General features: G+C 55.5%; 26 protein-coding genes and 1 pseudogene. 7 read left to right on the top strand and 20 right to left on the bottom strand.

Going from position 1 to position 24,553, the window contains the following annotated elements; genetic code table 11:
* Window positions 1-44 precede the first annotated feature (44 nt).
* Entirely contained in the window at window positions 45-1,367 is a 1,323-nt protein-coding gene (locus ACR2TX_RS02705; RefSeq protein ID WP_077728461.1) for a S41 family peptidase, read from the top strand.
* Between the two features lie 84 nt (window positions 1,368-1,451).
* Here the strand turns inward: ACR2TX_RS02705 and ACR2TX_RS02700 are convergent, their stop codons facing one another.
* Together ACR2TX_RS02700 and ACR2TX_RS02695 are read right to left on the bottom strand one after the other, a co-directional pair.
* The gene (locus tag ACR2TX_RS02700; RefSeq protein ID WP_077728460.1) at window positions 1,452-1,934 is read right to left on the bottom strand and encodes a DUF934 domain-containing protein; all 483 of its coding nucleotides are present in this window, start codon (window positions 1,932-1,934) and stop codon (window positions 1,452-1,454) included.
* Window positions 1,921-3,570: a nitrite/sulfite reductase gene (locus ACR2TX_RS02695; protein ID WP_086135162.1), complete on the bottom strand. Its 1,650-nt coding sequence runs from the start codon at window positions 3,568-3,570 to the stop codon at window positions 1,921-1,923. The genes ACR2TX_RS02700 and ACR2TX_RS02695 overlap by 14 nt, the downstream gene beginning before the upstream one ends.
* 314 nt (window positions 3,571-3,884) lie before the next feature.
* On the opposite strand from ACR2TX_RS02695, the gene nhaD reads away from it, so the two are divergent.
* The gene (nhaD, locus tag ACR2TX_RS02690) at window positions 3,885-5,243 is read left to right on the top strand and encodes a sodium:proton antiporter NhaD (protein ID WP_133717643.1); all 1,359 of its coding nucleotides are present in this window, start codon (window positions 3,885-3,887) and stop codon (window positions 5,241-5,243) included.
* A 34-nt stretch (window positions 5,244-5,277) separates the two neighbouring features.
* Here nhaD and ACR2TX_RS02685 read toward each other — a convergent pair whose 3' ends face one another.
* Together ACR2TX_RS02685 and ACR2TX_RS02680 are read right to left on the bottom strand one after the other, a co-directional pair.
* Window positions 5,278-5,523: a cation:dicarboxylate symporter family transporter gene (locus tag ACR2TX_RS02685; protein WP_434132394.1), complete on the bottom strand. Its 246-nt coding sequence runs from the start codon at window positions 5,521-5,523 to the stop codon at window positions 5,278-5,280.
* A gap of 106 nt (window positions 5,524-5,629) precedes the next feature.
* A pseudogene (locus ACR2TX_RS02680) lies at window positions 5,630-6,589 on the bottom strand (dicarboxylate/amino acid:cation symporter); the annotation flags it as partial.
* A gap of 296 nt (window positions 6,590-6,885) precedes the next feature.
* On the opposite strand from ACR2TX_RS02680, the gene ACR2TX_RS02675 reads away from it, so the two are divergent.
* Window positions 6,886-7,368: a PepSY domain-containing protein gene (locus ACR2TX_RS02675; RefSeq protein ID WP_133717645.1), complete on the top strand. Its 483-nt coding sequence runs from the start codon at window positions 6,886-6,888 to the stop codon at window positions 7,366-7,368.
* Window positions 7,369-7,552: 184 nt separating this feature from the next.
* On the opposite strand, the gene ACR2TX_RS02670 is transcribed toward ACR2TX_RS02675, so the two are convergent.
* Together ACR2TX_RS02670 and ACR2TX_RS02665 are read right to left on the bottom strand one after the other, a co-directional pair.
* Entirely contained in the window at window positions 7,553-8,530 is a 978-nt protein-coding gene (locus ACR2TX_RS02670) for an FAD-binding oxidoreductase (RefSeq protein WP_077728455.1), read from the bottom strand.
* Between the two features lie 29 nt (window positions 8,531-8,559).
* On the bottom strand, window positions 8,560-8,928 hold the full coding sequence (locus ACR2TX_RS02665; RefSeq protein ID WP_077728454.1) for a group I truncated hemoglobin: 369 nt from the start codon (window positions 8,926-8,928) through the stop codon (window positions 8,560-8,562).
* A 349-nt stretch (window positions 8,929-9,277) separates the two neighbouring features.
* Between ACR2TX_RS02665 and ACR2TX_RS02660 the strand changes: the two genes are divergently transcribed.
* The gene (locus ACR2TX_RS02660) at window positions 9,278-9,778 is read left to right on the top strand and encodes a cytochrome P460 family protein (protein ID WP_240507101.1); all 501 of its coding nucleotides are present in this window, start codon (window positions 9,278-9,280) and stop codon (window positions 9,776-9,778) included.
* Window positions 9,779-9,996: 218 nt separating this feature from the next.
* Window positions 9,997-10,320: a ferredoxin FdxA gene (fdxA, locus tag ACR2TX_RS02655; protein WP_077728452.1), complete on the top strand. Its 324-nt coding sequence runs from the start codon at window positions 9,997-9,999 to the stop codon at window positions 10,318-10,320.
* Window positions 10,321-10,653: 333 nt separating this feature from the next.
* Here fdxA and ACR2TX_RS02650 read toward each other — a convergent pair whose 3' ends face one another.
* Window positions 10,654-10,905, bottom strand: a complete 252-nt coding sequence (locus tag ACR2TX_RS02650) for a hypothetical protein (RefSeq protein ID WP_434131121.1) — start codon at window positions 10,903-10,905, stop codon at window positions 10,654-10,656.
* Window positions 10,906-11,196: 291 nt separating this feature from the next.
* On the opposite strand from ACR2TX_RS02650, the gene cysB reads away from it, so the two are divergent.
* Window positions 11,197-12,171, top strand: coding sequence for an HTH-type transcriptional regulator CysB (cysB, locus tag ACR2TX_RS02645; RefSeq protein ID WP_077728450.1), 975 nt, complete (start codon window positions 11,197-11,199; stop codon window positions 12,169-12,171).
* Between the two features lie 46 nt (window positions 12,172-12,217).
* On the opposite strand, the gene ACR2TX_RS02640 is transcribed toward cysB, so the two are convergent.
* From ACR2TX_RS02640 to ACR2TX_RS02580, 13 genes are all read right to left on the bottom strand, one after another.
* The gene (locus ACR2TX_RS02640) at window positions 12,218-12,955 is read right to left on the bottom strand and encodes a phosphoadenylyl-sulfate reductase (protein ID WP_434131118.1); all 738 of its coding nucleotides are present in this window, start codon (window positions 12,953-12,955) and stop codon (window positions 12,218-12,220) included.
* Between the two features lie 162 nt (window positions 12,956-13,117).
* The gene (gene groL / locus ACR2TX_RS02635) at window positions 13,118-14,746 is read right to left on the bottom strand and encodes a chaperonin GroEL (RefSeq protein WP_077728448.1); all 1,629 of its coding nucleotides are present in this window, start codon (window positions 14,744-14,746) and stop codon (window positions 13,118-13,120) included.
* 42 nt (window positions 14,747-14,788) lie between these two features.
* Entirely contained in the window at window positions 14,789-15,079 is a 291-nt protein-coding gene (gene groES, locus ACR2TX_RS02630) for a co-chaperone GroES (RefSeq protein ID WP_077728447.1), read from the bottom strand.
* Between the two features lie 235 nt (window positions 15,080-15,314).
* Window positions 15,315-16,586: an FAD-dependent oxidoreductase gene (locus ACR2TX_RS02625; protein WP_086135164.1), complete on the bottom strand. Its 1,272-nt coding sequence runs from the start codon at window positions 16,584-16,586 to the stop codon at window positions 15,315-15,317.
* A 50-nt stretch (window positions 16,587-16,636) separates the two neighbouring features.
* Entirely contained in the window at window positions 16,637-16,957 is a 321-nt protein-coding gene (locus ACR2TX_RS02620) for a c-type cytochrome (RefSeq protein ID WP_077728445.1), read from the bottom strand.
* 364 nt (window positions 16,958-17,321) lie between these two features.
* Window positions 17,322-17,537 carry a DUF2905 domain-containing protein gene (locus tag ACR2TX_RS02615; protein ID WP_086135166.1) on the bottom strand — a complete coding sequence of 72 codons (216 nt, stop codon included), beginning with the start codon at window positions 17,535-17,537 and terminating at the stop codon, window positions 17,322-17,324.
* A 3-nt stretch (window positions 17,538-17,540) separates the two neighbouring features.
* Window positions 17,541-18,461 carry a VWA domain-containing protein gene (locus tag ACR2TX_RS02610; RefSeq protein WP_086135167.1) on the bottom strand — a complete coding sequence of 307 codons (921 nt, stop codon included), beginning with the start codon at window positions 18,459-18,461 and terminating at the stop codon, window positions 17,541-17,543.
* Between the two features lie 2 nt (window positions 18,462-18,463).
* Window positions 18,464-19,024, bottom strand: coding sequence for an MxaK protein (locus ACR2TX_RS02605; RefSeq protein WP_143735051.1), 561 nt, complete (start codon window positions 19,022-19,024; stop codon window positions 18,464-18,466).
* Complete coding sequence (locus tag ACR2TX_RS02600; protein WP_077728441.1) at window positions 19,012-19,995, bottom strand: vWA domain-containing protein; 984 nt, start codon at window positions 19,993-19,995, stop codon at window positions 19,012-19,014. Before ACR2TX_RS02600 ends, ACR2TX_RS02605 begins: the two co-directional genes overlap by 13 nt.
* Window positions 19,992-20,903, bottom strand: a complete 912-nt coding sequence (locus ACR2TX_RS02595; protein WP_077728440.1) for a hypothetical protein — start codon at window positions 20,901-20,903, stop codon at window positions 19,992-19,994. Before ACR2TX_RS02595 ends, ACR2TX_RS02600 begins: the two co-directional genes overlap by 4 nt.
* Before the next feature lie 12 nt (window positions 20,904-20,915).
* Window positions 20,916-21,758, bottom strand: coding sequence for a DUF58 domain-containing protein (locus ACR2TX_RS02590; protein WP_077728439.1), 843 nt, complete (start codon window positions 21,756-21,758; stop codon window positions 20,916-20,918).
* Window positions 21,755-22,783 (bottom strand): AAA family ATPase, encoded by a 1,029-nt coding sequence (locus ACR2TX_RS02585; RefSeq protein WP_077728438.1) that lies wholly within the window; start codon window positions 22,781-22,783, stop codon window positions 21,755-21,757. Before ACR2TX_RS02585 ends, ACR2TX_RS02590 begins: the two co-directional genes overlap by 4 nt.
* Window positions 22,784-22,953: 170 nt before the next feature.
* Window positions 22,954-23,295, bottom strand: coding sequence for a hypothetical protein (locus ACR2TX_RS02580; RefSeq protein WP_077728437.1), 342 nt, complete (start codon window positions 23,293-23,295; stop codon window positions 22,954-22,956).
* A gap of 415 nt (window positions 23,296-23,710) precedes the next feature.
* Here ACR2TX_RS02580 and ACR2TX_RS02575 point away from each other — a divergent pair, with 415 nt between their 5' ends.
* A complete protein-coding gene (locus tag ACR2TX_RS02575; RefSeq protein WP_077728435.1) occupies window positions 23,711-24,544 on the top strand; it encodes a RibD family protein in 834 nt (277 codons plus the stop codon).
* Window positions 24,545-24,553: the final 9 nt, after the last annotated feature.

Raw genomic sequence — 24,553 nt, 5'->3', positions numbered from 1 at the left:
TTTATGAGGCCTTATCCAGGGCGTTTTTGGTTGTAGGAAAATCTATGTTGCGACAAAGAAATTTTCTGGTTCTTATCTTTGGCGTTCTGCTCGGCATTTTGATCAGTACGGGCAGTAGCGTCCTCGCCGAGCGGGAGGCCAGTGGCGATACAAATGCAATCCCCTTCGAAGGATTGAAAACCTTTTCGGAGGTTTATGGACGCATACGCCAGGATTACGTAGAGCCGGTAACGGACCAGAAATTGTTGGAAGACGCCATTCGCGGAATGCTCGCTGGTCTCGATCCGCATTCAGCGTATTTGGATCAGGAGCAGTATAACGAGCTGAAGGTCGGTACTACCGGACAGTTCGGCGGCTTGGGTATCGAGGTCGGAATGGAAAACGGTTTCGTGAAGGTCATCGCGCCTATCGACGATACCCCCGCGCAGAAGGCTGGCATAAAAGCCGGCGACCTCATTATCCGGTTGGACGACAAGCCGGTAAAAGGCATGAGCCTGAACGACGCGGTTAAAATGATGCGTGGCGAGCCGGGTAGCGAGATCGTGTTGACCATAGTTCGCGAGGGTGTCGAGCAGCCGCTGAAGGTTAAAATCGTACGCGACGTCATCAAGGTCAAAAGCGTAAAGAGCCGGCTTCTTGAGGAAGGATACGGCTATGTTCGCATTACGAGCTTTCAGTCCAAGACTGGAGACAATGTCATCGAAGCCATCAGCGAGCTCAAAAAGAAAGGCGACTTGAAGGGCGTTGTGCTGGATCTTCGCAATAACCCCGGCGGAGTTCTCAATGCGGCGGTGGCGGTTAGCGATGCCTTCTTGGAGAGTGGCCTGATCGTTTATACCGATGGTCGTGTCGAAGACGCCAAGATGAGGTTCAGTGCGACTCCGAATGACGTTCTGAACGGTGCTCCAATCGTAGTGCTGATAAACTCCGGCTCCGCTTCGGCCTCGGAGATTGTGGCCGGTGCTTTGCAGGATCATGGACGCGCCATCATCATGGGCGAAAAGACCTTCGGCAAAGGTTCGGTGCAGACAATCTTACCGACCAGCAATGGCGGCGCGGTCAAACTGACCACGGCGCGCTATTACACGCCTTCCGGACGCTCCATTCAAGCGGAGGGCATCGCGCCGGACGTACCGATCTCGAAGGTGAAGTTGGAAATGGCCGCCCAATCGGAGTTTTCTCCGATCAAGGAAGCCGATTTGGTAAACCATCTCGAGAATGGAGCCGAGAAACCGCTCAAGAAGGACGAAACCAAAGCAGGGGATAAGAGTGAAGAGGCCTTGGCCCTGCAGGATTATCCGCTGAACGAAGCCCTTAATCTTCTAAAGGGTATCAATATCATGAGATACGGCCATAAAAAGAACTAGGCCGTGTCGGAGAATTGAAGCACACCCCCGGCTTGACCGGGGGTATTGTTTGTCGAGCGTATTTGAGTTGCCCGAGCTTCCCAGCTATTTACGCCGCCGATAAAGTGGTTCTTTAACGTCTACGGCGGCTTGATATTTCACCGTGAACTCCTGCAATGCGGGCAGCAGTTCTTGCGCATTCGCGGAGCCGTTCGGTTCGAAGGCGTTTACGCCTACCCGACTCAGAAAAAACATCTGATCCCTGAGAAAATCGCCGCGGGCGCGAAGCTCGCCGTTAAAACCGTAACGTTCCCGCAAAAGCCGAGCCAGAGAAAAGCTTCGGCCGTCTGTGAACTGGCGAAATTCCAAGACGATTATCGAGAAGTACTTAAGATCATCTGCAATTTCTTCGAGACTGTCGTCGCTGTTTAGGCGCAGCCCCAAGGGGACGCTGCAAGCGAGCAGGCGATCCCTTTCGTTCTTCCAGCGGAGCAGCGAAACCGTTACAGCCTGTTCCGGCAAGGCTTCGTCGTCGCTCAAGTGCCGCCAGTCGTTTGCGACGATATGGCCGTCTTTAATTATCTCCATAAACTCGCCCCTGGAATGGTCGCATACCGATACGTCTAACCGTTTCAAGAAATGCCTCGTCTTCCAGTCGATGCTCTCGGTAAGTTTGGAAGATGGCTTCTATCGCATGGCAAACCTGGTCCTTGGCTACGGAGGGACCTAGGCGTTCACCGAGGGAAGCATCCTTTCCGGATGAGCCGCCCAGGGTAATCTGGTACCACTCTTCCCCTTTTTTATCGACGCCCAGAATGCCGATATGACCGACGGTATGATGTCCGCAACCGTTCATGCAACCCGAGACATTGATCCGGATATCGCCTAGATCGTAGAGATAGTCCAAATTGTCGAAGATCTGCTGAATGCCGTTAGCGATAGGAATCGATGTCGCATTTGCCAATGAGCAAAAGTCGAGGCCGGGGCAGCAGATGATATCCGTCGCCGTGCCGATATTGGGTGTCGCCAGTTCAAGAGATTTAAGGCGCTGCCATAAGTCGTGCAAATCCGCCTGTTTAACGTCGGCCAGAACGAGATTCTGGGTGTGGGTGACTCGAATTTCGCCAAAACTGTAATGGTCGGCTAAATCGGCAATTACATCCATTTGGCTTGCGCTGAGATCTCCTGGAGGTTTTCCCGGTGTTTTCAGGGACACGAAGACAACCCGATAACCCGGCATTTTATGAGGGAAGGTATTATGGCGGAACCAAGCGGCAAACTGGCTGTCGTGGGCCGTTTTTTCCGCTAACAAGGGATTGTCGGCTAGCGTCTCGTAGGGCGCGGGTTGGAAGAACGTCTTGATCCGCTCGATTTCTTCGAGATCCAGGAGCAGGTCGTCCTTTATTGCAGCCCACTCGGCTTCGACCATTTCGGTAAACTTTTCCTTTCCCAGCTCTTTCACCAGGATCTTGATTCGCGCCTTGAATTTGTTGTCGCGACGTCCGAAGCGGTTGTAAACGCGGAGAATCGCTTCCAGATAAGACAGCAGGTGCTTTTTCTCGAGAAACGGGCGGATTGTCACGCCGATGATCGGTGTGCGCCCGAGGCCGCCGCCTACCAGAACTTCGAAACCTATCTCGTCCCGATCGTTCTTGACGAGCTGCAAACCGATGTCGTGTAGCTGGGTTGCGGCTCTATCCTTTGCCGCACCATTGACGGCAATCTTGAACTTGCGCGGCAGAAAGCTGAATTCCGGATGGAGGGTGGACCACTGCCGGATAATTTCGCAATAAGGGCGTGGGTCCTCGAGTTCGTCTCCGCCGACTCCCGCAAGATGATCGCTGGTGACGTTGCGGATGCAGTTGCCGCTCGTTTGGATCGCATGCATCTGTACCGTAGCGAGTTCGCTCAGAACATCCGGCACGTCCTCGAGTTTCGGCCAATTGAACTGAATGTTCTGTCGCGTCGTGAAGTGGCCGTAACCCTTGTCATAGGTTCGCGCGATATGAGCCAACATCCGCAGTTGGCGCGACGAGAGCAGGCCATAAGGAATGGCAATGCGCAGCATCGGCGCGTGTTTTTGGATGTATAAACCATTCATCAAGCGAAGAGGCCGGTACTGATCTTCGCTGAGTTCTCCCTTCAAGAACCGCTCTGTTTGACCCCTGAATTGAGCGGCGCGCTCATTCACTAAGGTCTGGTCGTAATTGTCGTACTGGTACATATATGGAAGAAATCCGTCTGCCTAGGCGAGAGAAAAGCCTGAGTAATTCAGTAGGGAAAAACTATAACATGGAGCCGTTAATAGGAAAAAATAATAAAACTGGATATATCTATGAATTTACTTCATATCGACTCTGCCTGTAAACGCCGTTCTTCCGTCACAAGTGCACCTGAACCGAAGTGCGGAAAAAGTGCTTGGTTATTCATTCGCTAGCCCTTCTATATATATAATGCAGGGCTGTTTTGACTGGGGGGTCGTGCTGCTTGACGGCAGTGGCACAGACGTTTTTCAAAAACACCGAAGAGGGCTTAGCTTTGTTACGCGCATTCGTTTTACTTTCGCTGCTATTTCTTGTGCCCGGTTTGGCATCGGCCGAAGGATCGGAGGTCTTGGGGCTGACCGGTACCCAACGGGGCCTTTATTGCGTCTTGGTCTTCATCATCGCGTACGGGTTCGTGATGACCGAAGAGTTTACCCATTTGCGAAAATCCAAGCCGGTCATTCTTGCCGCCGGCATCATTTGGGCGCATGTGGCTTATCTGGCCGCCAGCAACAGCGTTCCATCGGAGAAGGTGCACAAGGCCTTCGAGCACGATCTCCGCGAGTATGCCGAGCTGTTTCTGTTCTTGTTGGTCGCTATGACCTACATCAATGCCATGGCCGACCGAAATGTGTTCGAGGCCCTGCGTTCCTGGCTGGTGAGCCGTAAATTCGGTTATCGCAAGCTTTTCTGGATCACCGGGGTGATCACTTTCTTCCTGTCCTCGGTAGCTGACAACCTGACTTCCGCGCTGTTGGTGGGTGCTGTGGTGATGGCTGTCGGTGCAAATAGCCCACGCTTCGTAGCTTTGGGTTTTGTCAATTTGGTGAGCGCGGCTAATGCGGGCGGCGCGTTCAGCCCCTTCGGCGATATCACCACGCTAATGGTCTGGCAGGCCGGCAAGGCGGAGTTCTTCGACTTTTTCGAGCTGTTCATTCCGTCGGTGGTAAACTTCGCTGTGCCCGCCGCCTTCATGCACTTCGCCATACCGGACGAAGCACCCAGTTTCCCCGATGAGGAGCAGGTCAAGATGAAGGACGGCGCCCTAATCGTTTGCGGCTTGTTCGCTCTCACCATCGTGACCGCCGTTAGCTTCAAGCAATTTCTGCATCTTCCGCCGTTCCTGGGCATGATGGTGGGACTTTCCTTTCTGATGTTCTATGGATACCGCTTGAAACTGTTGTACAGCGCCGAGAATGGGAGGTTCGATGTATTCGCCAATGTTCGCGATGCGGAATGGGATACCCTGCTGTTTTTCTTCGGCGTGGTATTCGCTGTGGGCGGTTTGGGCTACATCGGTTATTTGGAACTGGTTTCCGAGGCGATGTACGATGGACTCGGGGCGACGACGGCAAATATTCTGATCGGCGTGCTTTCGGCCATCGTCGACAACATTCCGGTCATGTTCGCGGTGCTGAGCATGAATCCCGATATGGACCTTTATCAGTGGATGCTCGTGACCTTGACCGCCGGCGTGGGCGGAACCATGCTGTCCATCGGTTCGGCGGCGGGTGTGGCCCTCATGGGGACGTCGCGCGGCATGTATACCTTTTTCAGCCATCTGCGCTGGACGCCGGCCATTATCGCCGGCTATGCCGCGAGCATTTTGACCCACTATTGGATCAACGGCTAACGCCGCTTCGGCTCATTTAAACAAGGCGTAGCCGTTATCCGCGGCTACGCTTTTTTTCGCGGTCTAATCCGCGTCCTTCCCAAGCATCGAGCAAGATCGCCACGAGCATATCGGCGAGCACGTTTACCCCGGACCGGAGTCTCGCGAGGATCCAGTCGACCGGCGCGATCAGAGGTATCGCTGCGGCTACGATTGTCTCCGGCAAACCTGACGCACTCAGCACCAGTGGAAGGATAATCAATCCCGCTTCCGGAATTCCGGCGACGCCGATAGCCGCCATAAGCGCCGAGAGCACAATAATGGCTTGTTGTCCGGCTCCAAGCCCGGTAACCCAATGCCTGTGCCAGGAACAGTGCCGCCATAGCCTCGTACAGCGTGATGCCGTCGTTATTAAGATTTGTTCCGGCGCAAACCGCGATGCGCGCAGATGAGTCCGAGACGCCGATGGTCCTCAGGCACCGCAAGGTAACGGGCATGGCCGCCAAACTGCTGTTTGCCGATAAGCCGGTCATGATGGCATCCGCGCCTTGCTTCAGATAAATGTGCGGTGGCTTTCCACCCGCCAGCCATGCCGCCAAGGGATAATAAACGAGGCCGTGCAAAGCCAGGCCAAGGCTTATAACACCGAGAAACCCGCCTAAATCGGCGAAGATTTCCAGACCGGTTTTTCCGACGACTTGAGCTACGAGGCCGAAGACTGCGAACGGAACGGCTTCGACAACCCAAGAAAGCACCTTGGCTAGAATCTGATAGGCCGAGGATACAAATCCTTCCAACGGTCGAATGTCTGCGATATCGCTCTCGCCTTGGCGATCTTTAAGCCAGCGTAGGGCGGCGCCGAATAGCAAGGCGAGCAGAACTACCGAGATCACGTTATTGCCGGCAAGCGGTTCGATCAGGCTTTGAGGGATATAGGCGCCGAGGTTCTTCAATGGGTTGAGGGTTGCCGCCGGGACCGCGTTTGAGCTCGCCAGAGCGGAATTTCCGGAAAGTTGGGCGGTGAGTTGCTCGATCCTGTCCTGCCATGCCAGCCCGGGTTCTATCGCATTCATCAGCAGCAAGCCGATCATGCAAGCGACCGAAACGTTGATGAGGCAAATCGTCACCAGCCGTCCTCCGCTTCTTGCGGATATATGGGTTCGCGCAAATGCATCGAGAATCGCAAATAGAATGAGCGGCACGGCAAGCGCTTTCAAGAGTCGGATCACGAGCATTCCGAGCTGCCCGAGATGGTCGTTTCGAAGGCCCCAAAGATAAGCTTCATCACCACCGACGACGCCGAGTAACGCCCCCAGCGCGACGCCTATCAGTACGCGTATCGACAGGGGCCATCGTTTTGCTTTCATGTTCAGTTTCTGTTGATCGAAAGAGAGGATGTTATCGCATCGTTCAAGACTAAGGCGGTCGGCGTAGCTTAAGGCGACATTTCCGATAGTCCAGGGGGCCTGGGACTAGTGCCCATTTCGGCATGGCGCGGTCTTCAGGCGTGGTTTCGGCCGTTCTGCGTTAGGGATTTGTCCCAATTGACGGTACTTGCGCTTGTTGCTTACATCACTCGAACGAGAGGCTGCTCACTGCCCAAATAGCCAAGGCGATGAGCGGCGCATTTCTATTCATCGGACGGACAAGGAGGGTTCGAATCATGAGATTTATCACCTTCGGTTTATTGTGTCTCGTCAGTCTTACCGGTTGTGACGGCTCCGGGAGTTCAGGCGAGAAGAAGGTTCCTTTGGATCAAGTGCCGCCAGCCGTAAGAGCAACGGCAGACAAGGCGGTGCCTGGAGTCCAATGGGAGAAAGCTGAGACGGAAACGGAAAAGGGCCAGGCCATTTACGAACTGAAGGGACGTGATTCATCGAATCGTAAAGTAGAGGTTGAGGTGACGCCCGAAGGGACATTGGTCGAGGCCGAGACCGAGATTCCGTTGGAGGAGGTCCCCATCGTCGCGCGTGAAGCATTGAAAGCGAGGCTGCCCAATTTCAAACCGGACGAGGTCGAATCGGTCACTAAGGGAATTGGCCCCGCCGGATACGAGTTCGAGGGACGGGACGAAAGGAACAAGAAGATCGAGGTTTTTGTTTCGGCGGATGGCACTCAGGTGACCATCGAGGAAGATGATGACTGAGGAAGGTATTTTTTACGCTCGGTCGGTTTCGCACCACCCTGGGCAACATCTACTCGACGGGAGCGGCCTGAAGGTAGCCTCCACATCTCACGTCTCCGTCGATATCAGGGGCAGGGATGGTCGCGGCGGTTCACGTTCCTGCCGACGCCAAACCCGGGACCCGCTAGGCTCCGAGTTTTTTCGATCAGCTGGGAATCACACGTGACGTGAACGCGTCGCACACGATGTCTTTCATGGATGCGCCTGCCAGGAAGGCTTTCTTTTGAGCGGCTTTCACCATTTCCGGGTGTCCGCACAGAAAAACTCGCCATCCTGTCAAGTTGGGCACCTCATTCAACGCGATCTGGTGAACCCTTCCGCTTGCGAATTCTTTCGAAACGTGGCTGCCCGAAAGACAGGCTGTGTACTCGAAATTGGAGTAGGCTCTGGTAAGTTCTCGCAGTTTATCGGTTAGGTAGAGACCGTTCGGAGTCCGGCTGCCGTGAAAGAGCCTGATCGGTCCGATATGGCCCTGGGCGAGAGCGTCACGAACGACGCCGTACAGCGGCGCCAGTCCGCTGCCCGTGCCGATCAGCAGCAGGCCTTGTTCGGGCGATCCGGGTAGGTAATAGCAATCGCCGCCTGGACCTTGAATGTCGATCGTGTCGCCCGGGCGCAAGGCGTCGTGCACCCAATTGCTCACTTTCCCTTGTGGTACTCGCCGTACGTGGATATGAATATGAGGATCTTCGGTCGGTAGGCTGGCGACGGAATAGCTTCGCGCCAGATTCTCGCCCTGATACAGGTTGATGAATTGACCGGCCCGATACTCGATCTGTTCGTGGGCTTTCAGGCTGACCTGCATGATCTCGGCGTTTAGAAGCTCCATGCCCACAATCGTCGCGGGGGTCCTGGAAAGCTCGTTGCCAGGCAACGAGACTGAAAGGGTTTCTTCCGGATTGCAAATACACGCCAGAAAGTAATTCTTGGCTTTTAGCGTCGGCTTCAGTCCTTTTTGCGAAGCTTCCGGTGGACGCCCGACCTCCGCCCGCATCAGACAGGCTTGGCAAATACCGGCGCGACAACCGAACGGCACGGATGCGCCGTGCTCGGTCAAACACTCAAGAACGGACTGACCGTCGCGTAGCGAATAGATTTGTCCATCGTAGCGGATGTTCGGCATCGAGACCCTTCCCCAGAATAAGCCGCGGGTTATCGACCGAGAACGTCGTTCCGAGTACTTTCGGCGATGGCCGCAGCTTCGGCAATTAGTTCTTCCGGAACTTTGAGTTCCTGCATGGTCGCGGCCAGGTTTTCCATCACCGCATCAAAATGAGCGTCGTTCAATCCGTTCTTGACAAGATGAGCGTGGCCTCGCCGCATGTCGAGACCGGAGTAGTGATGAGGACCGCCGAACGCCATGGTCAAGAATGCTTTCTGCTTGGCCGCTTGTGCCTCCATGTCGACGCTTTCGAAGAAATGCGCGATTCGGTCGTCGCTCAAGACCTTGCGGTAAAAAATATCGACGGCAGCGTCTACGGCAGCTTCGCCCCCCAGCTTTTCAAAAAGACTTTGGCTCATTTAGAGTTCTCCAAAACTATGGGTTTCTGTCAATCATGTAGCATTAATGCATCTTTACGCGCATAAAAAAACGCGTAAATCGCGTTTATTGCACTTAATATGCGTGCTCGATGAATATTAAGAGACGGTACGCTACTCTGTCAATCGGCCTAGGTTTGCGGATTGCAGGCTTGGACAAAAAGACCGAAAATCGGCTGCCTTTGTCCCCGGCACCCGCTAGACGCAACACCTTGGCAAGGTTCGACGATCGGTAGCGCTGGATTTACCTTATCCGAGTGAAGTGCCGGTGCTAACGTGTGTTCGTCTTCGCTAGGGGGCAAGTTTTACGACTCTCAGAGGAGATTTTGCAGTGAAAAGAATTATGATGATCTTGGGGGCCGCGGTCATCGCGACGTTTGCTTGGGCGGAACAGTCCAATGTAGCACCGGCTCCGAATGGGATTACGATCCCGCAGAATTATAAAGATTGGCGGCTAATCGCCGTTTCTCAGCGTCCGGAAACCAGTACGCTCCGTGCCATTTTAGGTAATGATGTCGCTATTGCTGCGGCGAGAGCCGGAAATACCAATCCTTGGCCAGATGGAGCGGTGCTGGCCAAGCTGGTGGTAAAGCAAAAAAACCATCCCAAATATCCCACGGCCATGGTGCCGGGTGAATTCGTCCATGCCGAGTTCATGATCAAGGATTCAGCCAAGTATGCTTCAACGGGCGGCTGGGGTTTTGCCCGCTGGCTGGGAGAGAAGCAGGAACCTTATGGCAAGGACGCGAATTTTGTACAGGAATGCGTCGGCTGCCACACGACTGTTCAACAGAACGATTGGGTATTCACGGGACCGATCAATTTGCCTTGAACCGGAAAAGACGATATCGGCGGGGGTTGCTTGGGAATTGCCCCAGGTGCATGTAAAATGCGCCTCTTAATTTCAAGAGGCTGCCCGTCACTGCTGCTTGCAAGATAGATTGGAACGGGTTTGGCGGGGCGGTGAAACTGCACGCATAGAGCCGAGTCCAATAACGAGCGAAACAGGCTGTTATCTGGTAACCCATACAGCTTACAGGAAAATTTGAAATGACTTTCGTAGTAACCGAAAACTGCATCAAGTGCAAATTTACCGATTGCGTCGATGTTTGCCCGGTCGACTGCTTTCACGAGGGGCCGAATTTTCTAGTCATCGATCCTGATGAATGTATCGACTGCACTTTATGCGAGCCCGAATGCCCCGCGAACGCGATTTATTCCGAAGATGAAGTTCCGGAGGGCCAGGAACAATTCATCCAATTGAACGCGGAGCTTTCGAAAGTGTGGCCAAGCATCACGGAAGTCAAGCCAGCTTTGGAAGATGCGGACGAGTGGAACGGCAAACCGGACAAGATGCAATATCTCGAAAAATAATCGGAAGGTCGTGGCTAGCGATGAGTTATACGGCGGGGAGTTCAATCGGGTTCGATAATTCGTCTTTTCGTCGCCTCAACTGAAAAGTCTCAATCTCCGCTGTCGAGGGCGCTGTTGAAGTCAGCAGCGCCTTTTTGTCGTGAACAGTCGGTCTTGAACCGAACACGTTTCAGCAGCTGCCGCTGCTGTTTTCACAATCGCTCAAGATTTGTCGTCCGCTCTTGGAAAACTGAACTGGGCGGCGCGTGCCGGGATGTGCGCACCAGGCTGCGGGGTCTTGTAAGATATACGGCTCGATCCCGATGAAATCGTCTTCATAAGGATCTTCGGTAATCATGCGGAAGTGCGTTCGCACGCCGCGATCCGCTCCCCGCGTGGAAAGATGTATCCGTCCTCGTCGCGAAACTTTTCGTAGGTGCCGCGGTAAATGACCGCATGGCCGCGGTCGATGTACCCCTTGCCTTCGCCTTTTACGGTGGTTACGGCCACCGATCGGAATTTGATGCTCCGATGGCCTGCCACGGCGTCGTATCCCACTTGTCCAGCTTCACCGCAACGGAAGTCCGACTCGACCCATGCTTTCAAGAATTCCTGTCCCTGAGGCACCCGAAATACAAGCGCTCCGCAGTTTCGAGTCGGTTTTGAGGTGGAGCGGGAACCGGTTCGTCGGAAACGATACCGGCAACGGTGACAGGCGTTTAGCAGTCCTCGCAGATCTTACCTAGAGATAGAGTATTTGCCGAAATTCGGGGCTGCTCGAGGTTGGTAGCTTTTCGCGATTAATTCAGCCTTAGAGTTGAGCTTTGCGAAATGATGCTATTGAAAAGAGTATAATTTTTGTTTCCCTCGTTCACTCGGGATGACGCCGAAGACGCCATGAAATTGCAGCAATTACGCTATATCTGGGAAGTTGCGCAGCACGAATTGAATGTTTCTGCGACGGCGGACAGCCTCTACACGTCGCAGCCCGGAATTAGCAAGCAAGTCCGGCTTTTGGAGGATGAACTGGGGCTTCCGATTTTCGCGCGGAACGGCAAGCACCTGACGGAGATTACCGCAGCCGGCAAGCAGATTGTGGCGATTGCCGGAGAAATTTTGGGCAAGGTCCAGGATATAAAGAATATCGCGCAGGAACACCGCGACAATAAGGTCGGTTCGCTGTCCATCGCCACTACGCACACGCAGGCGCGCTATGCGCTTCCTCCCGCCATAAAGGAGTTCATGCGTCGTTACCCCGGGATCAAGCTCAATATCAACCAGGGCACGCCGATGCAGATTTCCGAATTGGCGTCGCGCGGGGTTGTCGATATGGCGATTGCCACCGAAGCGATGGAACTCTTCGAGAATCTCGTCATGCTGCCGTGTTACCAGTGGAATCGCTGTGTCTTGGTACAGCAGGGGCATCCATTGACGGAAAAGGCGGAGCTAACTTTGCAGGATGTCGCCGAGTATCCCATCGTGACTTACGTCTTCGGATTTACCGGACGTTCGCAGCTGGATCAGGCGTTCGAGAAGGCAAATCTGCATCCCCAGTTAGCTTTGACTGCGGTGGATGCGGACGTGATCAAGACCTATGTAAGGCTCGGTTTGGGAGTCGGAATCGTTGCCAAGATGGCTTACGACCCTGTCGCGGACGCCGATCTGATTCCGCTCGATGCCAGTCATATGTTCGGTTTGAGCACGACGAAGATCGGGCTGCGGCGGGATATGTTCATCCGCGGATTCATTTACGAGTTCATCCGCTTATTCGCGCCGCATCTGACGCGGGAATTGGTGGAACAAGCCATGACCCAGCGGGAACAAAAAGACGTCGATGCCTTGTTCGAGAATATCGCGCTGCCGGTGCGCTAGTTTTCGCATGCCCGGCTTGGTGATGCGCCAAGGCCGGTGTTGATCCTCAAGCTTTTTCAGCTGTTTTCAGATTCCCGGCATGTAGGCCGCATTCCTTCTTCCCGGCATCTTCCCACCACCACCGGCCTTCGCGCTCATGCTGATTGGGCAGAATCGGCCGAGTGCAAGGTTCGCAGCCTATGCTGACGAAACCTTTACGATGCAGTTCGTTGAAGGGCACGTCGTAGGCCTCGATGTAATCCCACACCTGCGCCGACGACCAGTTCGCGAGCGGATTGAATTTGATCAGGCGATGGTCGGGCGTGGAAAAAGCTTCGTCAAGCTCGATCTCGGCCAAATTTTCCCGAGTCGGGTTTTGGTCGCGTCGCTGACCGGTAATCCAGGCGTCCAGCTGACTAAGCTTCCGGCGAAGCGGCTCGACCTTGCGGATGCTGCAACATTCGTGATGGCCGTCTTTGTAGAAGCTGAATAAGCCTTTTTCTCTGACTAAAGCTTCCAGTTGCACGCGATCCGGCGAAAGAACGTCCAGCCGAATGGGGTAGCGCTCCCGAACGGTCTCGATCAATCTGTAGGTTTCGGGATGCAAGCGACCGGTATCCAAGGTGAAGACCTGAATGCCCGGCTTGAGCTTGCTGGCTAGGTCGATCAATACCACGTCTTCGGCGCCGCTGAAGGAAATGGCGATGTTGTCGAACCATGTCAGCGCCGCCTTGAGAATCGCGCGGGGATTTTTTCCGGCCAGTTCGCCTTTAAGCTGATCGAGATCGAAGAATTGAGTACTCATGTCGTATCGGGGTAGAAACCGTGACGGATAAGGTAACACACGAGATTCAATCCTAAAAATTCTAAAAACAACTTTTGATATAGAAAAACGGGATAAGATCAGACGAAAAAGCCCCGCCGTTTTCGGCGGGGCTTTGGTGTTCTCGGTCGTGGAAGCAACCGATTACATCATGTCTTCCATTCCGGCACCGGGCATGCCGGCTCCTTTTTCTTTCTTCGGCTGTTCGGCCACCATGGCTTCCGTGGTGAGCATCAGACCGGCCACGGACGCGGCGTTCTGCAGCGCGGAACGGGTGACCTTGGTCGGGTCCAGGATACCCATCTGAATCATGTCGCCGTATTCACCGGTCGCAGCGTTGTAGCCGAAGGTGCCTTCGCCTCCCTGAACCCGGTTCAGGACGACCGAAGCTTCTTCGCCCGCGTTGGTCACGATTTGACGCAGCGGCTCCTCGATCGAACGGCGCAGGATGGCGATACCCACGGTCTGGTCGTGGTTCTTGCCCTGCAGATCCTTCAGCGCGTTTTGAGCACGGATGAAAGCGACGCCGCCGCCCGGAACGATGCCTTCTTCAACCGCAGCGCGGGTTGCGTGCAGCGCGTCTTCCACGCGGGCTTTCTTTTCTTTCATCTCGACTTCGGTGGCTGCGCCGACTTTGATCACGGCAACGCCGCCGGCCAGCTTGGCCACGCGCTCTTGCAGTTTCTCGCGATCGTAGTCCGAGGTGGTGTCTTCGATCTGCTTGCGGATCTGCTCGACGCGAGCCTTGATGTCTTCCGCTTTGCCGGCGCCGTCGACGATGGTGGTGTTTTCCTTGTTGATCTGGATCTTCTTCGCACTGCCGAGATCGCCCAGGTCGACTTTTTCGAGGCTCAGGCCCAGTTCTTCGGAAATGACGCGGCCACCGGTCAGGATGGCGATGTCTTCCAGCATGGCCTTGCGGCGATCGCCGAAGCCCGGCGCCTTAACGGCGCAAACCTTGATGATGCCGCGCATGGTGTTGACTACCAGGGTCGCCAACGCTTCGCCTTCGACATCCTCGGCGACGATCAACAGCGAACGACCGGATTTCGCCACTTTTTCGAGCAGCGGCAGCAAGTCGCGGATGTTGGAGATCTTCTTGTCGTGCAGCAGGATGTACGGGTTTTCGAGCTCGACGCTCATGGTTTCTTGGCTGTTGATGAAATAGGGCGAGAGATAGCCGCGGTCGAACTGCATACCCTCGACAACATCCAGTTCGTTGTCCAAACCGGAACCTTCCTCAACGGTAATCACGCCTTCCTTGCCCACCTTGTCCATCGCGTCGGCGATGATTTTGCCGATGCTCTCGTCGGAGTTGGCGGAGATGGTGCCGACCTGGGCGATGGCTTTACTGTCGGTGCAGGGCTTGGAGAGTTTCTTCAGCTCTTCGATGACCACGCCGACCGCCTGATCGATGCCGCGTTTGATATCCATCGGGTTTGCACCCGCCGCTACGGATTTCAAGCCTTCGCGGACAATGGCCTGAGCCAGGACGGTTGCCGTGGTGGTGCCGTCGCCGGCGACGTCGGACGTCTTCGAGGCGACTTCCTTCACCATCTGAGCGCCCATGTTCTCGAACTTGTCTTTCAGTTCGATCTCTTTTGCGACCGAAACGCCGTCTTTGGTGACGGTCGGTGCGCCGAAGCTCTTTTCCAGCACGACGTTACGGCCTTTCGGGCCCAGGGTCTGCTTCACTGCGTCGGCCAGAACGTTAACCCCGGCCAGCATGCGCTGACGGGCGTCATCGGAAAAACGGACTTCTTTAGCTGCCATCAGTTAATTCCTCCAAAATCAGTCTGAACGTTAGGTCGTGGATCAGGCTTCGAATACGCCCATGATGTCGTCTTCGCGCAGCATCAGATATTCGGTGCCGTCGATTTTGACTTCGGTACCGGCATACTTGCCGAACAAGACTTTGTCACCGACTTTTACATCCAGTGCGCGCACTTGACCGTTATCCAGGGCTTTTCCGTTTCCTACAGCAACCACTTCGCCTTTGATCGGCTTTTCCTTTGCGGTGTCGGGAATGACGATTCCGCCCGGGGATGTTTTTTCTTCTTCCCAGCGTTTTACGACGATACGGTCATGCAAGGGACGAATTTTCATGATGACTGTTTTCTCCTTGAAGAAGTTTGAACCTCAAAAAAACACTGTAGTGTTAGCACTCTCTGTCGAGAGCTGCTAACAATATAGCGATGCGGATTTAGTTTTCAAGGGGCGCAATATGAAATTTTGATTACCGAATCGAGCTAGCATTTCAGAAAAGATGAAGGCCAGCGTTAGGCTGGCCTTCGGTTTTATGGCCTCGCGTGGCCGGTCTTGTGGAAAGCGGGTCGCCGCCCTACCTAAACGAATCGGCGAAGATGTTGTCGGCCCAATGGAACATGTGCTCGTAATTTTCCGACGACGGCTCCGCCGCTTCGCCGAACGAATCCTCGACGCGCTTCATGCTGTGCGTTGTCGGATCGTATTGGTAAACCGCAGTCAACCACGACGCTTCGGTCTCGGTGATGGGGCTGAAGCAGGCCGAATTGGTCGTCGGCTGCGGGTCCGGTGTTTCGCCGACGAACGCGCGGATGATCGAGTCGACGCAAACTTTGGCCTGGGAGTTCGCCATGTGGCCGGACTTCGGTTGTGCCGTTGCCTGAGAATCGCCGATCACATAGATGTTTTCGTAGACGGTTGAACCGTAAGTCAGCGGATCGACCGTCGCCCATCGGCCCGTCGGATCGTTGACCACGCCGGCGTCGAAGACGATCTGTCCGGCTTTCTGGTTGGGAATCATGTTGAGCACGTCCGCCGACAACGCGCCGATCGTGGTGTCTATTGTCTTGAGCGATGAATTGACTTGGGTAATGCCTACGTTGGCGTGGTATTCGAGCGTTCCTGCATAGGTCTGGCTGAATGCCGTGCCGAATGTATGCGGCTCGGCCACGATGTCTGGGTTCGCATCCAGCACGATGATCTTCGAACGTCGCTTCTTGCGCTTCAGATAAGCGGCGACGATACATGCACGCTCATATGGGCCGGGTGGGCAGCGATAGGGCGCTTTGGGGACGTTCATGACGAACACGCCACCGTCCGGCATGGCCGCCAATTGATTCTTGAGCAGGGTAGTCTGGGGCCCGGCTTTCCAGGCGTGGGGCGTCAGGTTCGGGTCGTACAGACGTTCGGCTCCGGCCGGATTCGGGTTGATGAAGTCGATGCCGGGCGCAAGGATCAGATGCTCGTAGTCTAGTGTGGCGCCATTCGACAGACCCACCTTGCTACCGACCGGGTCGATGGCGGCAGCCATGGCTTGGACGATCTTGACGCCTCGATTTCTTAAACCGTCGTAGCTTAGGTTGATCCGGTTCATCGAGATGGCGCCGGTGATGACCAGGTTGGACAAAATACAGGCGTAGTGTGTGGCGTTGGGCTCAACCAGGGTGACATCGATGGTATTGTCCCAATGTTTGAGGTATTTGGCGGCCGTTGCGCCAGCGAAGCCTCCGCCGATGATGACGACTCGATTCGAGAGCGGTGTCGCGGCGCTCAAACTTCTGGGTATGGCCGCAACAAGCGAGGTTGCGCCGGCGAGTTTTAGAAATTGCCGTCTGTTGAAAGCAGTCATATTTAGTCTCTCCTGTCGGGAGTTGGCGTCATTGGTCCTGCGGTAGGAGGCTAGTCGTCCGAGGACGAGGCTCGCGGAAGCGAGCCAAGGTAGTCGGCGATCAACCGTAGTTGATCATCGGTATAACCGCGGGCTTGCCTGTCCATGATGTCCTCGACCGGGCGGTACTTTCTTTCGATCAGCTCGTCATACAACTCGTCGGCAGACTCCCCTGCCAGCGACTCGTAGCCCGAACCGTCGGTTCCGTGACATTGCGCGCATTGCGCGGCAAGGAGACGTCCGGCGGGAGGCTCGGAAAAGGCGCTTAGTGGAGTGGCCGTGGCAGTAATCAATACGAAACACGTTCTTAGGGGGTAAAACGATTTACGCATGTGTTACCTCGCTCGGTGACGTTAATGAGGTTTGGCCAATTCGTTTGCCGTCGCGCGGTCACTTAAGTTTCCCCGCGCGACGGGACGTTTCTCTGTCGCCCTTGGTGGGGGGCAGGTTTCGGGTGTGTTTCGGTAACCCTACGGGATGTACTGAAATTTCCATGCCGCGGCCGCTTTCTGGGCGGATTCTTGTTCCCGAATACCGGGTTAACGTACCGGGTCGTGACCAAAGGAGTTACAGAATATGCTAATAAAACAATAAGTTGATATGGCATTAGCGGAAACCCGTGCTGGTGTTCACGCGGCTAGATGAAGCTGCGACGATGGACGCGAGCGGACTCGAGCTCGGCGGTTGTGACGCCGGCTAGCGACGAAAGAACAGGTTGATCAGCAGAGTCAACACGAGGCTGATGATGATCATGGAGGTGATGGGGATGAAGATGTACCGGTTTTCGTCCTGAATCCGGATATCACCGGGAAGCTTTCCGAACCAGCCGAACAGTCCCGGGGCGTAGGATAGGACCAATCCGAGCAGAAACAGGCCGATACCGACGTAGATGAGAATTTTCCCGAAAGACATCGCTCAAGTCCTCTTTGACGCTTCGCCACCATCAATCAAGTAGACCGTCGCGAACAGCAAGAGTGCTGCGATGCCTAGCAGCCACCGAATGTCGGTTTTGGTCGTGCGGCGCTCGACGAATTCCGGGGCGCGTAATGCGTCCATGAGACCTTCCGGCGTTTCCAGACGATGATAGCGGAGGCCGGTTGTCGCGCTCAGTTCGCGTAGATGGTTTTCGTCCAGCCAGGAAAGATAATAGCCTTCGCGCGGCGGTCGGGGTACGGTCTCGGTTGTTTCGTAGGCTGTGCTGGATTCCGGCATTTGCGCGATATCGGTGTTTTCCCAATAACCGATGAGCCGGTTTTCGCGATCGTATTTCGGCACTGTGGTCGGATGCAATCCGCCCACACCCACGATCAAGCCAGCGATTTCTCCCGGTTTTCCGGAAAATGTCGGTCGTATTGTTTGCGGCGGTGCTTCCTGGCCGTCGGTGAAGAGCGCCAGCCGAATGCCGGGATCTCGGTTTTTTACGTCCCGGATAGCGGCATAAACGCCTTGAGCGACAAAGCTGTTGGCTGCCCAGGCCATGCGCCAGTCGACATGGGCGAGCACATCGTCGATCACGCGCAGGTGTTCGCACACTTCTATGGGTTCGAACAGTAATTGAACGCTCTGAGTGGTGAAAAGTCCGAGCCCGACTTCCGAGCCGCACGGAAGATCATGCACCGCCTGCCGGATCGATTCCTTGACGAAATTGAGCCGGTCCGCCGGCATGTTTGCGACATGGTAATCGCGGACATTCATGCTTTGCGTGATGTCGATGACGAAGGCATAGCGATAGACCCGAAGCGGCAGCGGGAGTTTCGGATCGGCAAAGGTCAGCGCCACGAGCACGGTGGCAACGAACAGCGCCGTCGTGCGCCAGTCCCGGCGAACGAGCCGCATCCTCACGGCGCACCACCCGGAATCGTGGGCACGGTAGCGAATACACTGGGTTTCGCTCCGTGCCAATCCGCCTTTTCCCGCTCCTTGGCCGGCGGGGTAATCCTATGTGCGTATTCGAGATTGAAACGGGCATCCCAGTTAGCCGGATTCAGCCGAAGAGTCTTCTGCAACTGTTCCTTGGCCAGGGCGACCAGCGTGTTGACACGGACATATTCCAATACGCCTTTGGCGTTCCACAGTTGGGCGGCCTCTCGAAGATACAGTGTTCCAAGATTGTAATGAACCTGCTCGCGAAGGTGCTCGTCGCCGCGTTCGAGAATGGTGGTGTAAAGGCGCAGGGCTTCCTGCGTCTCGCCCGATCGTTCGAGCCGATGGGCTTTGGCGAGTACCAGAACGGGCGGTGTTTTGTCGTCGACCTCGACCCTTTCCGGCTGGGAGATTAGAGTGTTTTGGCGGGCGATTCGGAAAACGGCATAACTTTCGTAAACGACTCCGGCCAGGAGGGCTGCCAGAAGACCCCAGATCAGCATCGGCGAGCGCCACATTCGCATCAAACGGGCCACGACTTCACCTCCAATGCTTTGGCGCTCAGGAGCAGTGCCAGAAATGCGAGAGCAGCGGCATAGCAGTAGCCGGAGATGTCCCTTCGCGGCAGTTTTTCCAGGTAGTGCAGCGGAAGATTTTCCAACTGCTCGACCTCTAGAATTGCGCGCTGCAGCGCTTCCGGATTTTCCGCCTCGAAAGCCCGATAGGGGACGCCAAGGTTTTGGAAATATTGATGTAGAAAATATTCCGGCGTCGTGCTTTCGCCCGGATTGACCGGCTTCTCCGAAAGGCGTCCGCTCCTTGGATTTCGGAGGTAAATCCAGTAAAGGGTCGCCTGCGTTTCCTGAAACCATTGCCGTAGCTGGTCGCGGGTTTCCTCTTCGATGCGCGCCGCTCCGTCCGAGACCAGCAGAACGATTCGGGACCCGGTGAACGGTTTTCCGCTGTAAAAATCGAGCGCCATCGCCAATCCGGGCGCGATGTTGGTTACTCCGTGACCGCGACCGCTGGTCGCTTCGATAGCCGCTAAGATCGCCGGCCGATCTTGAGTGAAAGGCATGACGTAGATTGGTGCAGCCGAGAAATCGATCATGGCGAACAGATCGTGCTCCCGTCGGGCGACGAATTCGGCCAGCAGCTTGCGGGCTATGGCGCCTTTGGTTTCCTGCGCGCGACCGCCCATATAGCTGCCGGAGAAATTCTCGTTCATGCTGCTGCTCCTATCGAGCAGAAGCACGATGTGGGCCCCGGTCCCGACTCTTTCCACCCATTGCTCATGCAAGTAAGGACCCGCGATGCCCAGGCTGAGACTAAGCGCTGCAGCGGCGGCGCTAGACCGCAGCAGTCGATCGAGCATCGTCGACAGCGGATCGCTCGGGAGCATCGAGATGGAGGGATAGGAAATCGCGGCTTGCCCGCGTTTTAATAAAGGAATCAGGGCGGTAATGCCGAGAATCAGTGCCCAAGGTGCGGAAAGCCCGATGCTCAAACACTCCTCCGTTCAGCAAGGACACACTGGCGGCATAAGGCTTCAAGCCGGGAAAACAGGGAATCCGCTGGTATCGGTGCATCGGGGGCGGTGAAAAAGACTTGCCGGGACAGGGCGAAGAAATGGTTAAGCTCGTCTCGAAGCTCGGCGAAGGCCGGATGGTCTGCCAGGAAGGATTCCAATTCCCCGGCAAACAGACGAAAACCGGCGGTGTCGTCCAAGGCTCGGTGCAGGAGCTTGATCGCGGTCCGGTACGCATCGGCATCGGCCGGTTTACGGCTGAGCTTCTTGAGATCGCGCATGGTGCGCGCAAACGGCGGGGCTGTCTTTGTAAAGAACGGCAGCTTGCCGTAACGCCATGCGAGAAGCGGCAGTACGGCCAGGGTTCCGGCGAGATAGGCGATAAGCCTCAGGCGGTGTGACAGGATCGGAAGCGGCTCCGGTACCACGGATTCGCGGATTTCGACTTTTTCGTCTGCAATGTCGGGCGGAATGATCGGTGCGATCGTGATATACCACGGCGGCGTTCGCGCTTCTAGCGGGGCTTGTCCCTGAAAACGGACCGGCAGTGACGGGATGGTCAATTTTTCCGGTTGCCGTACGCCTTTGAACACCTGATAGGTCAGCCGCAGTCGGTAATGGGCTACGTCTTTAGCGTTAGTCTTGGTCCAACTGACGGTGCGGAGATCCAGCCATTCATCGAGCGCGCCGGGCTTGGGCAGATATTCGGTCTCCAAAGCATAGCTTTCGGGTACCGTGATGAGGACGTGATAATCGATCAGGTCTCCCATGACATAGCCGAAATTCCGCGGTGCCGACGGCTCGATGCGAGGCGTCAATTCGGCGGAGCAGGCGAGGGCAGGGGCCAGTAGAAGCGCCGGGCTCAAGCCGAAAAGCAGTTTAAACATCGGGCGCATCGTTCAGGTTCGATAAAAATAACGGGTCAGCTCGTCCGGGTCGAAACGGTCGATCAGGAAGAACGGCTCTCGACCATGAAGCGCGCAAATCTGCCCCAGTTCCTCGCGGCGCTTCTCGAACGACGCACTGATCTTCTCTCGTAGCGCGGGTCGCATGAGCAATCGCCGCCGGGCACCGGTCTCTGGGTCTTCGAAATTAACGAGACCCCACGAAGGTAGCCGATCGAATTCGGCGCTGTTCCATAAAACCACCGGCACCACATCATGGCGGACCAGGGCCTTGAGCAGTGTATCGAGGCGATCCAGGGTTAAATGAAAATCCGAAACGAGAAATACTAAGGCTTTCCGTTTCCCGAGATACGGTACGACCTCGTTCAGCCCGTCGGAGGATCTGCCCCGAGGGCGGAGGTTCTTGAGGTTCTCCAACAGTTCCGGCGCGGCGCCTTTATGCCAGCGCAGCGGCAGGAGCATGTCCTGGAGTATCGTGCTGTCGCAGCCGATAAAGCCGAAGAAGTCGCCGGTGCGGTAGGCGGTATAGGCCACCGAAGCGGTGAATTCGGCCAACAGTTCGGTCTTCGATCTCGTGCCCCGGAAACCCATCGATGCCGAAAGGTCGGCGACTACATAAACGGGAATCGCGCTCCTTTGGCGAAAAGTTCGCACCATGAGCTGCTCGAAAGGATCGTGCAGTGTGGCGCGTATATCCAGATTTCGCGGGTCCGGATTGGATGTTAATAGCGTATGACCGGCGAATTCGTAGCCGCCGCCCTGCCGTGCGCTACGGTGGTGGCCGGGATGGACACCCGGTGAGCGCCAATTAACGTGATAATGAAACTCGGGGATCAAGGCGCCGCGACGCGTTGCAGAATACCGCTCATGAGTTCACCGACCAGATCGCTTCGGCGAAGTTCATAAACCGGATTGAAGAAGACCCGGTGAGCGGTGGTGTCTACGAAGACCTGCCGAATGTCCTCGGGGATCAGGCTGGTCCGATCATTCAGCCAAGCCGAGACCCGGGCCGCCCGCATCATCATGCTCATTCCCCTGGGGCTGGCGCCGGCCAGGACCAATTGCCGCATGTCCACGCCGTCCATTTTGATGCCGTAATCCTGAGGTCGCCGAGTCGCCTGCCAGAGATCGAGCGCGTATTGTTGCAATGCGTCGCTGGCCTTGATCTCGACTTGAATGACACGGGCGATATCCGCAATGTCGCGGTAGGGCAGAACGCCTGGCTGTACGTCCTCTATCAGCCGATCGGTGTCGTGAAACCGGGGGTCAAACATCAAGGCACGCTGCATAGCCGGGTCCTGTGGCGTTTCGATGTGCAGTTCCATCAGGAAACGATCGCGTGCCGCCGAGGGAATTTCGAAGGTTTCTTCCTTCTCGACCCGATTGCGATCGGCGAAAACCAGGAGGTGCGGGAAAAAATACTCTCGGTTGAAGGCCGTTATGCTGCGTTCGGCCATGACCCGCAACAGTAATGAATGCACTTGAGGGCGGGCCCGGTTCACCTCGTTGAAGAAGAAAACGGAAAGCTGCTCGCCGTTCTTGAGGATGGGGCCCGGATCGACCTGCGGCCTGCCTACCTCGTTGATATAGGTATGGTAAATGAGATCGTTGGGCATCAGGTCGATTGTGCCCTCGATTCGTTCGTAAGCGCCGCCCAGTCCCCTAGCGACTGCTCTAAGTAAAGTCGTTTTACCCACTCCGACGTCGCCTTCCAGCATGACGTGGCCGCGGGAGAAAATCGCTAGCGTGATTTGGCGGATGGCGTGATCGAGGCCGATTACGGCGTTTCCGATTTCTTGCTGGAAGCTCAGGGCGCGCTGCCGCCAATCTGAGAGCAAGGTATCTTTATCGTATCGAGACATAGCGCAGAAACGGGTCAACGGAGTAGGGAGAGGTGCAGCAGCTGACCCAATAGGTTACAGCATCGGAAGGCGCAAAGGAAAAACCCCGCATTGCGGGGTTTTTGTCAGGGTTGGTTGCCGGTCGATCGCTTGCTAGAAATGCATGGCGTAATCGTACGAACCGACGTTCCTTAAGCGGTACCGGTCTCGGTCTGCTTTCCCGAATCGATGAGCGGATCGAAGCGCTGAATTTGGCTGTATCCGAAAGAGATCAGTTGCACGCCGATATCGACGACGAGTCTGTAAAGTTCCGGCATGCGCGAAACGAGATAACCGATGTAGCCCAAGGCCGAGATACCGAGTCCGGCGGCGAGAACGGTCGGCAGGCCAATGCCGTGGAAAATTCGAACAATCTGGGTCAGTATGTCCAGCGGCAACAGCAGCATGACGCCGAAGTAGACGAGCGTCATAAAGGTAAACAACACGAATACGACGAACTTGAACGTCTTCGCCAATATAAGATCTATTTTCATGCGTATTTTTTCCTTCCCAAGCTAAAGCTAAAAACCTCTTCTTCGGGCCGGACCGATGGGAGTTGTGATTGCCGCCCAAGCCTCCGCGGTAGATCGGGAGCCCCTTCAAAAAACAAAAGCCGCGAAATACCGGCTTGAATTAATATGACTGTGATAATTTTCGCGGCATTTTAGCATATCAATCCTCCTCGGCCAGCTTTAATCGGGGCGAAGGATCTTGACTCAAAGCGGACGGATACCGCAGCAATCCAGTATTGCCGAGTGCGACGGGCCGGTCGGCTTTATCCGAAGGATAGCGATACTTTCGATCGTCATGAAATTCGACATGTGGAAATTCCGGACGTTTTGTATCGAGCATGCGAAAATTGCTTCCGTTTCAGTGCGAGGCATCTATACACGGCACCTTTCTCTTTAAATGACCAAGAAAGTTTTTCGTCTGTTTCCCCCACCCTTTGAAGAAGTCGTTCTAGAAGGACTTTATCTACAACTGAATCTGCACCGGCAGGGCACGCCCGACTCGCCGTTCGTCTATGCCAATTTCCTTACCAGCCTGGACGGGCGGATCGCGCTGGAGGATTCGAGCGGTCAGACTTACCTTCCGAAAAGCCTGACCACGCCGGATGATTTTCGGTTGTTTCTGGAGCTGGAGTGCCAGGCGGATTGCCTAATCACTCACGGCGGGTATCTCCGTTCACTGGCGCAGAAGCGCTTGGGAAACATTCTGCAAGTCGGTTTGACGGATACGACTCGCGATCTCGCGAAGTGGCGCGAGGAGCAGGGGCTGAGCCCTCAGCCGGCGATCATTATCGCGAGCGCCAGTCTGGATTTTCCGATGCCGGCATCCATCAAAGAACATCGTCAAGCCTGTTATATCGCTACGGGAGAACAGGCGGACCCCGCAAAGCTGGACTATTGGCGCAAGCAAGGTTACGAGGTGATTCTGGCGGGAAAGGGCAGAATGGTGGAGGGCGACGTGCTAACGCGCAGGCTGGGCGAGCTAGGTTACCGAACCATTTACCTTATCGCCGGACCCCATATGTTGGATACGATGGTGCGGAACGGACGTCTGGCGCGCCTGTTTCAAACCATCACCCATCAGTTGATGGGTGGGGAGGCGTTCCGTACTTTGCTGCCGGGACCGGAATTGGGGCCGTTTGGACACTTGAAGCTGGTGTCCTTGTATTACGATCCGACCTCGCCGTTGGGGGCGGGGCAGTGGTTCGCGCAATTCGAAAGCAATCACTCGTAGAGGCTGTGG

Origin of the sequence: Methylocaldum sp. GT1BB, assembly GCF_051027545.1 — a bacterium.
GTDB lineage: Bacteria > Pseudomonadota > Gammaproteobacteria > Methylococcales > Methylococcaceae > Methylocaldum.
Note: the sequence above shows the minus strand (reverse complement) of the source record. Positions and strands in the feature narration are given on the sequence as shown.

Bases quoted from the DNA above. Each gene is read 5' to 3' on its own strand.
- ACR2TX_RS02705 (WP_077728461.1), top strand. From the start codon at position 45: ATGTTGCGACAAAGAAATTTTCTGGTTCTTATCTTTGGCGTTCTGCTC.
- ACR2TX_RS02700 (WP_077728460.1), bottom strand. From the start codon at position 1,934: ATGGAGATAATTAAAGACGGCCATATCGTCGCAAACGACTGGCGGCAC.
- ACR2TX_RS02695 (WP_086135162.1), bottom strand. From the start codon at position 3,570: ATGTACCAGTACGACAATTACGACCAGACCTTAGTGAATGAGCGCGCC.
- ACR2TX_RS02685 (WP_434132394.1), bottom strand. From the start codon at position 5,523: ATGGCGGCTATCGGCGTCGCCGGAATTCCGGAAGCGGGATTGATTATC.
- ACR2TX_RS02675 (WP_133717645.1), top strand. From the start codon at position 6,886: ATGAGATTTATCACCTTCGGTTTATTGTGTCTCGTCAGTCTTACCGGT.
- ACR2TX_RS02670 (WP_077728455.1), bottom strand. From the start codon at position 8,530: ATGCCGAACATCCGCTACGATGGACAAATCTATTCGCTACGCGACGGT.
- ACR2TX_RS02665 (WP_077728454.1), bottom strand. From the start codon at position 8,928: ATGAGCCAAAGTCTTTTTGAAAAGCTGGGGGGCGAAGCTGCCGTAGAC.
- fdxA (WP_077728452.1), top strand. From the start codon at position 9,997: ATGACTTTCGTAGTAACCGAAAACTGCATCAAGTGCAAATTTACCGAT.
- cysB (WP_077728450.1), top strand. From the start codon at position 11,197: ATGAAATTGCAGCAATTACGCTATATCTGGGAAGTTGCGCAGCACGAA.
- ACR2TX_RS02640 (WP_434131118.1), bottom strand. From the start codon at position 12,955: ATGAGTACTCAATTCTTCGATCTCGATCAGCTTAAAGGCGAACTGGCC.
- groL (WP_077728448.1), bottom strand. From the start codon at position 14,746: ATGGCAGCTAAAGAAGTCCGTTTTTCCGATGACGCCCGTCAGCGCATG.
- groES (WP_077728447.1), bottom strand. From the start codon at position 15,079: ATGAAAATTCGTCCCTTGCATGACCGTATCGTCGTAAAACGCTGGGAA.
- ACR2TX_RS02625 (WP_086135164.1), bottom strand. From the start codon at position 16,586: ATGACTGCTTTCAACAGACGGCAATTTCTAAAACTCGCCGGCGCAACC.
- ACR2TX_RS02620 (WP_077728445.1), bottom strand. From the start codon at position 16,957: ATGCGTAAATCGTTTTACCCCCTAAGAACGTGTTTCGTATTGATTACT.
- ACR2TX_RS02615 (WP_086135166.1), bottom strand. From the start codon at position 17,537: ATGTCTTTCGGGAAAATTCTCATCTACGTCGGTATCGGCCTGTTTCTG.
- ACR2TX_RS02610 (WP_086135167.1), bottom strand. From the start codon at position 18,461: ATGCGGCTCGTTCGCCGGGACTGGCGCACGACGGCGCTGTTCGTTGCC.
- ACR2TX_RS02595 (WP_077728440.1), bottom strand. From the start codon at position 20,903: ATGTTTAAACTGCTTTTCGGCTTGAGCCCGGCGCTTCTACTGGCCCCT.
- ACR2TX_RS02585 (WP_077728438.1), bottom strand. From the start codon at position 22,783: ATGTCTCGATACGATAAAGATACCTTGCTCTCAGATTGGCGGCAGCGC.
- ACR2TX_RS02580 (WP_077728437.1), bottom strand. From the start codon at position 23,295: ATGAAAATAGATCTTATATTGGCGAAGACGTTCAAGTTCGTCGTATTC.
- ACR2TX_RS02575 (WP_077728435.1), top strand. From the start codon at position 23,711: ATGACCAAGAAAGTTTTTCGTCTGTTTCCCCCACCCTTTGAAGAAGTC.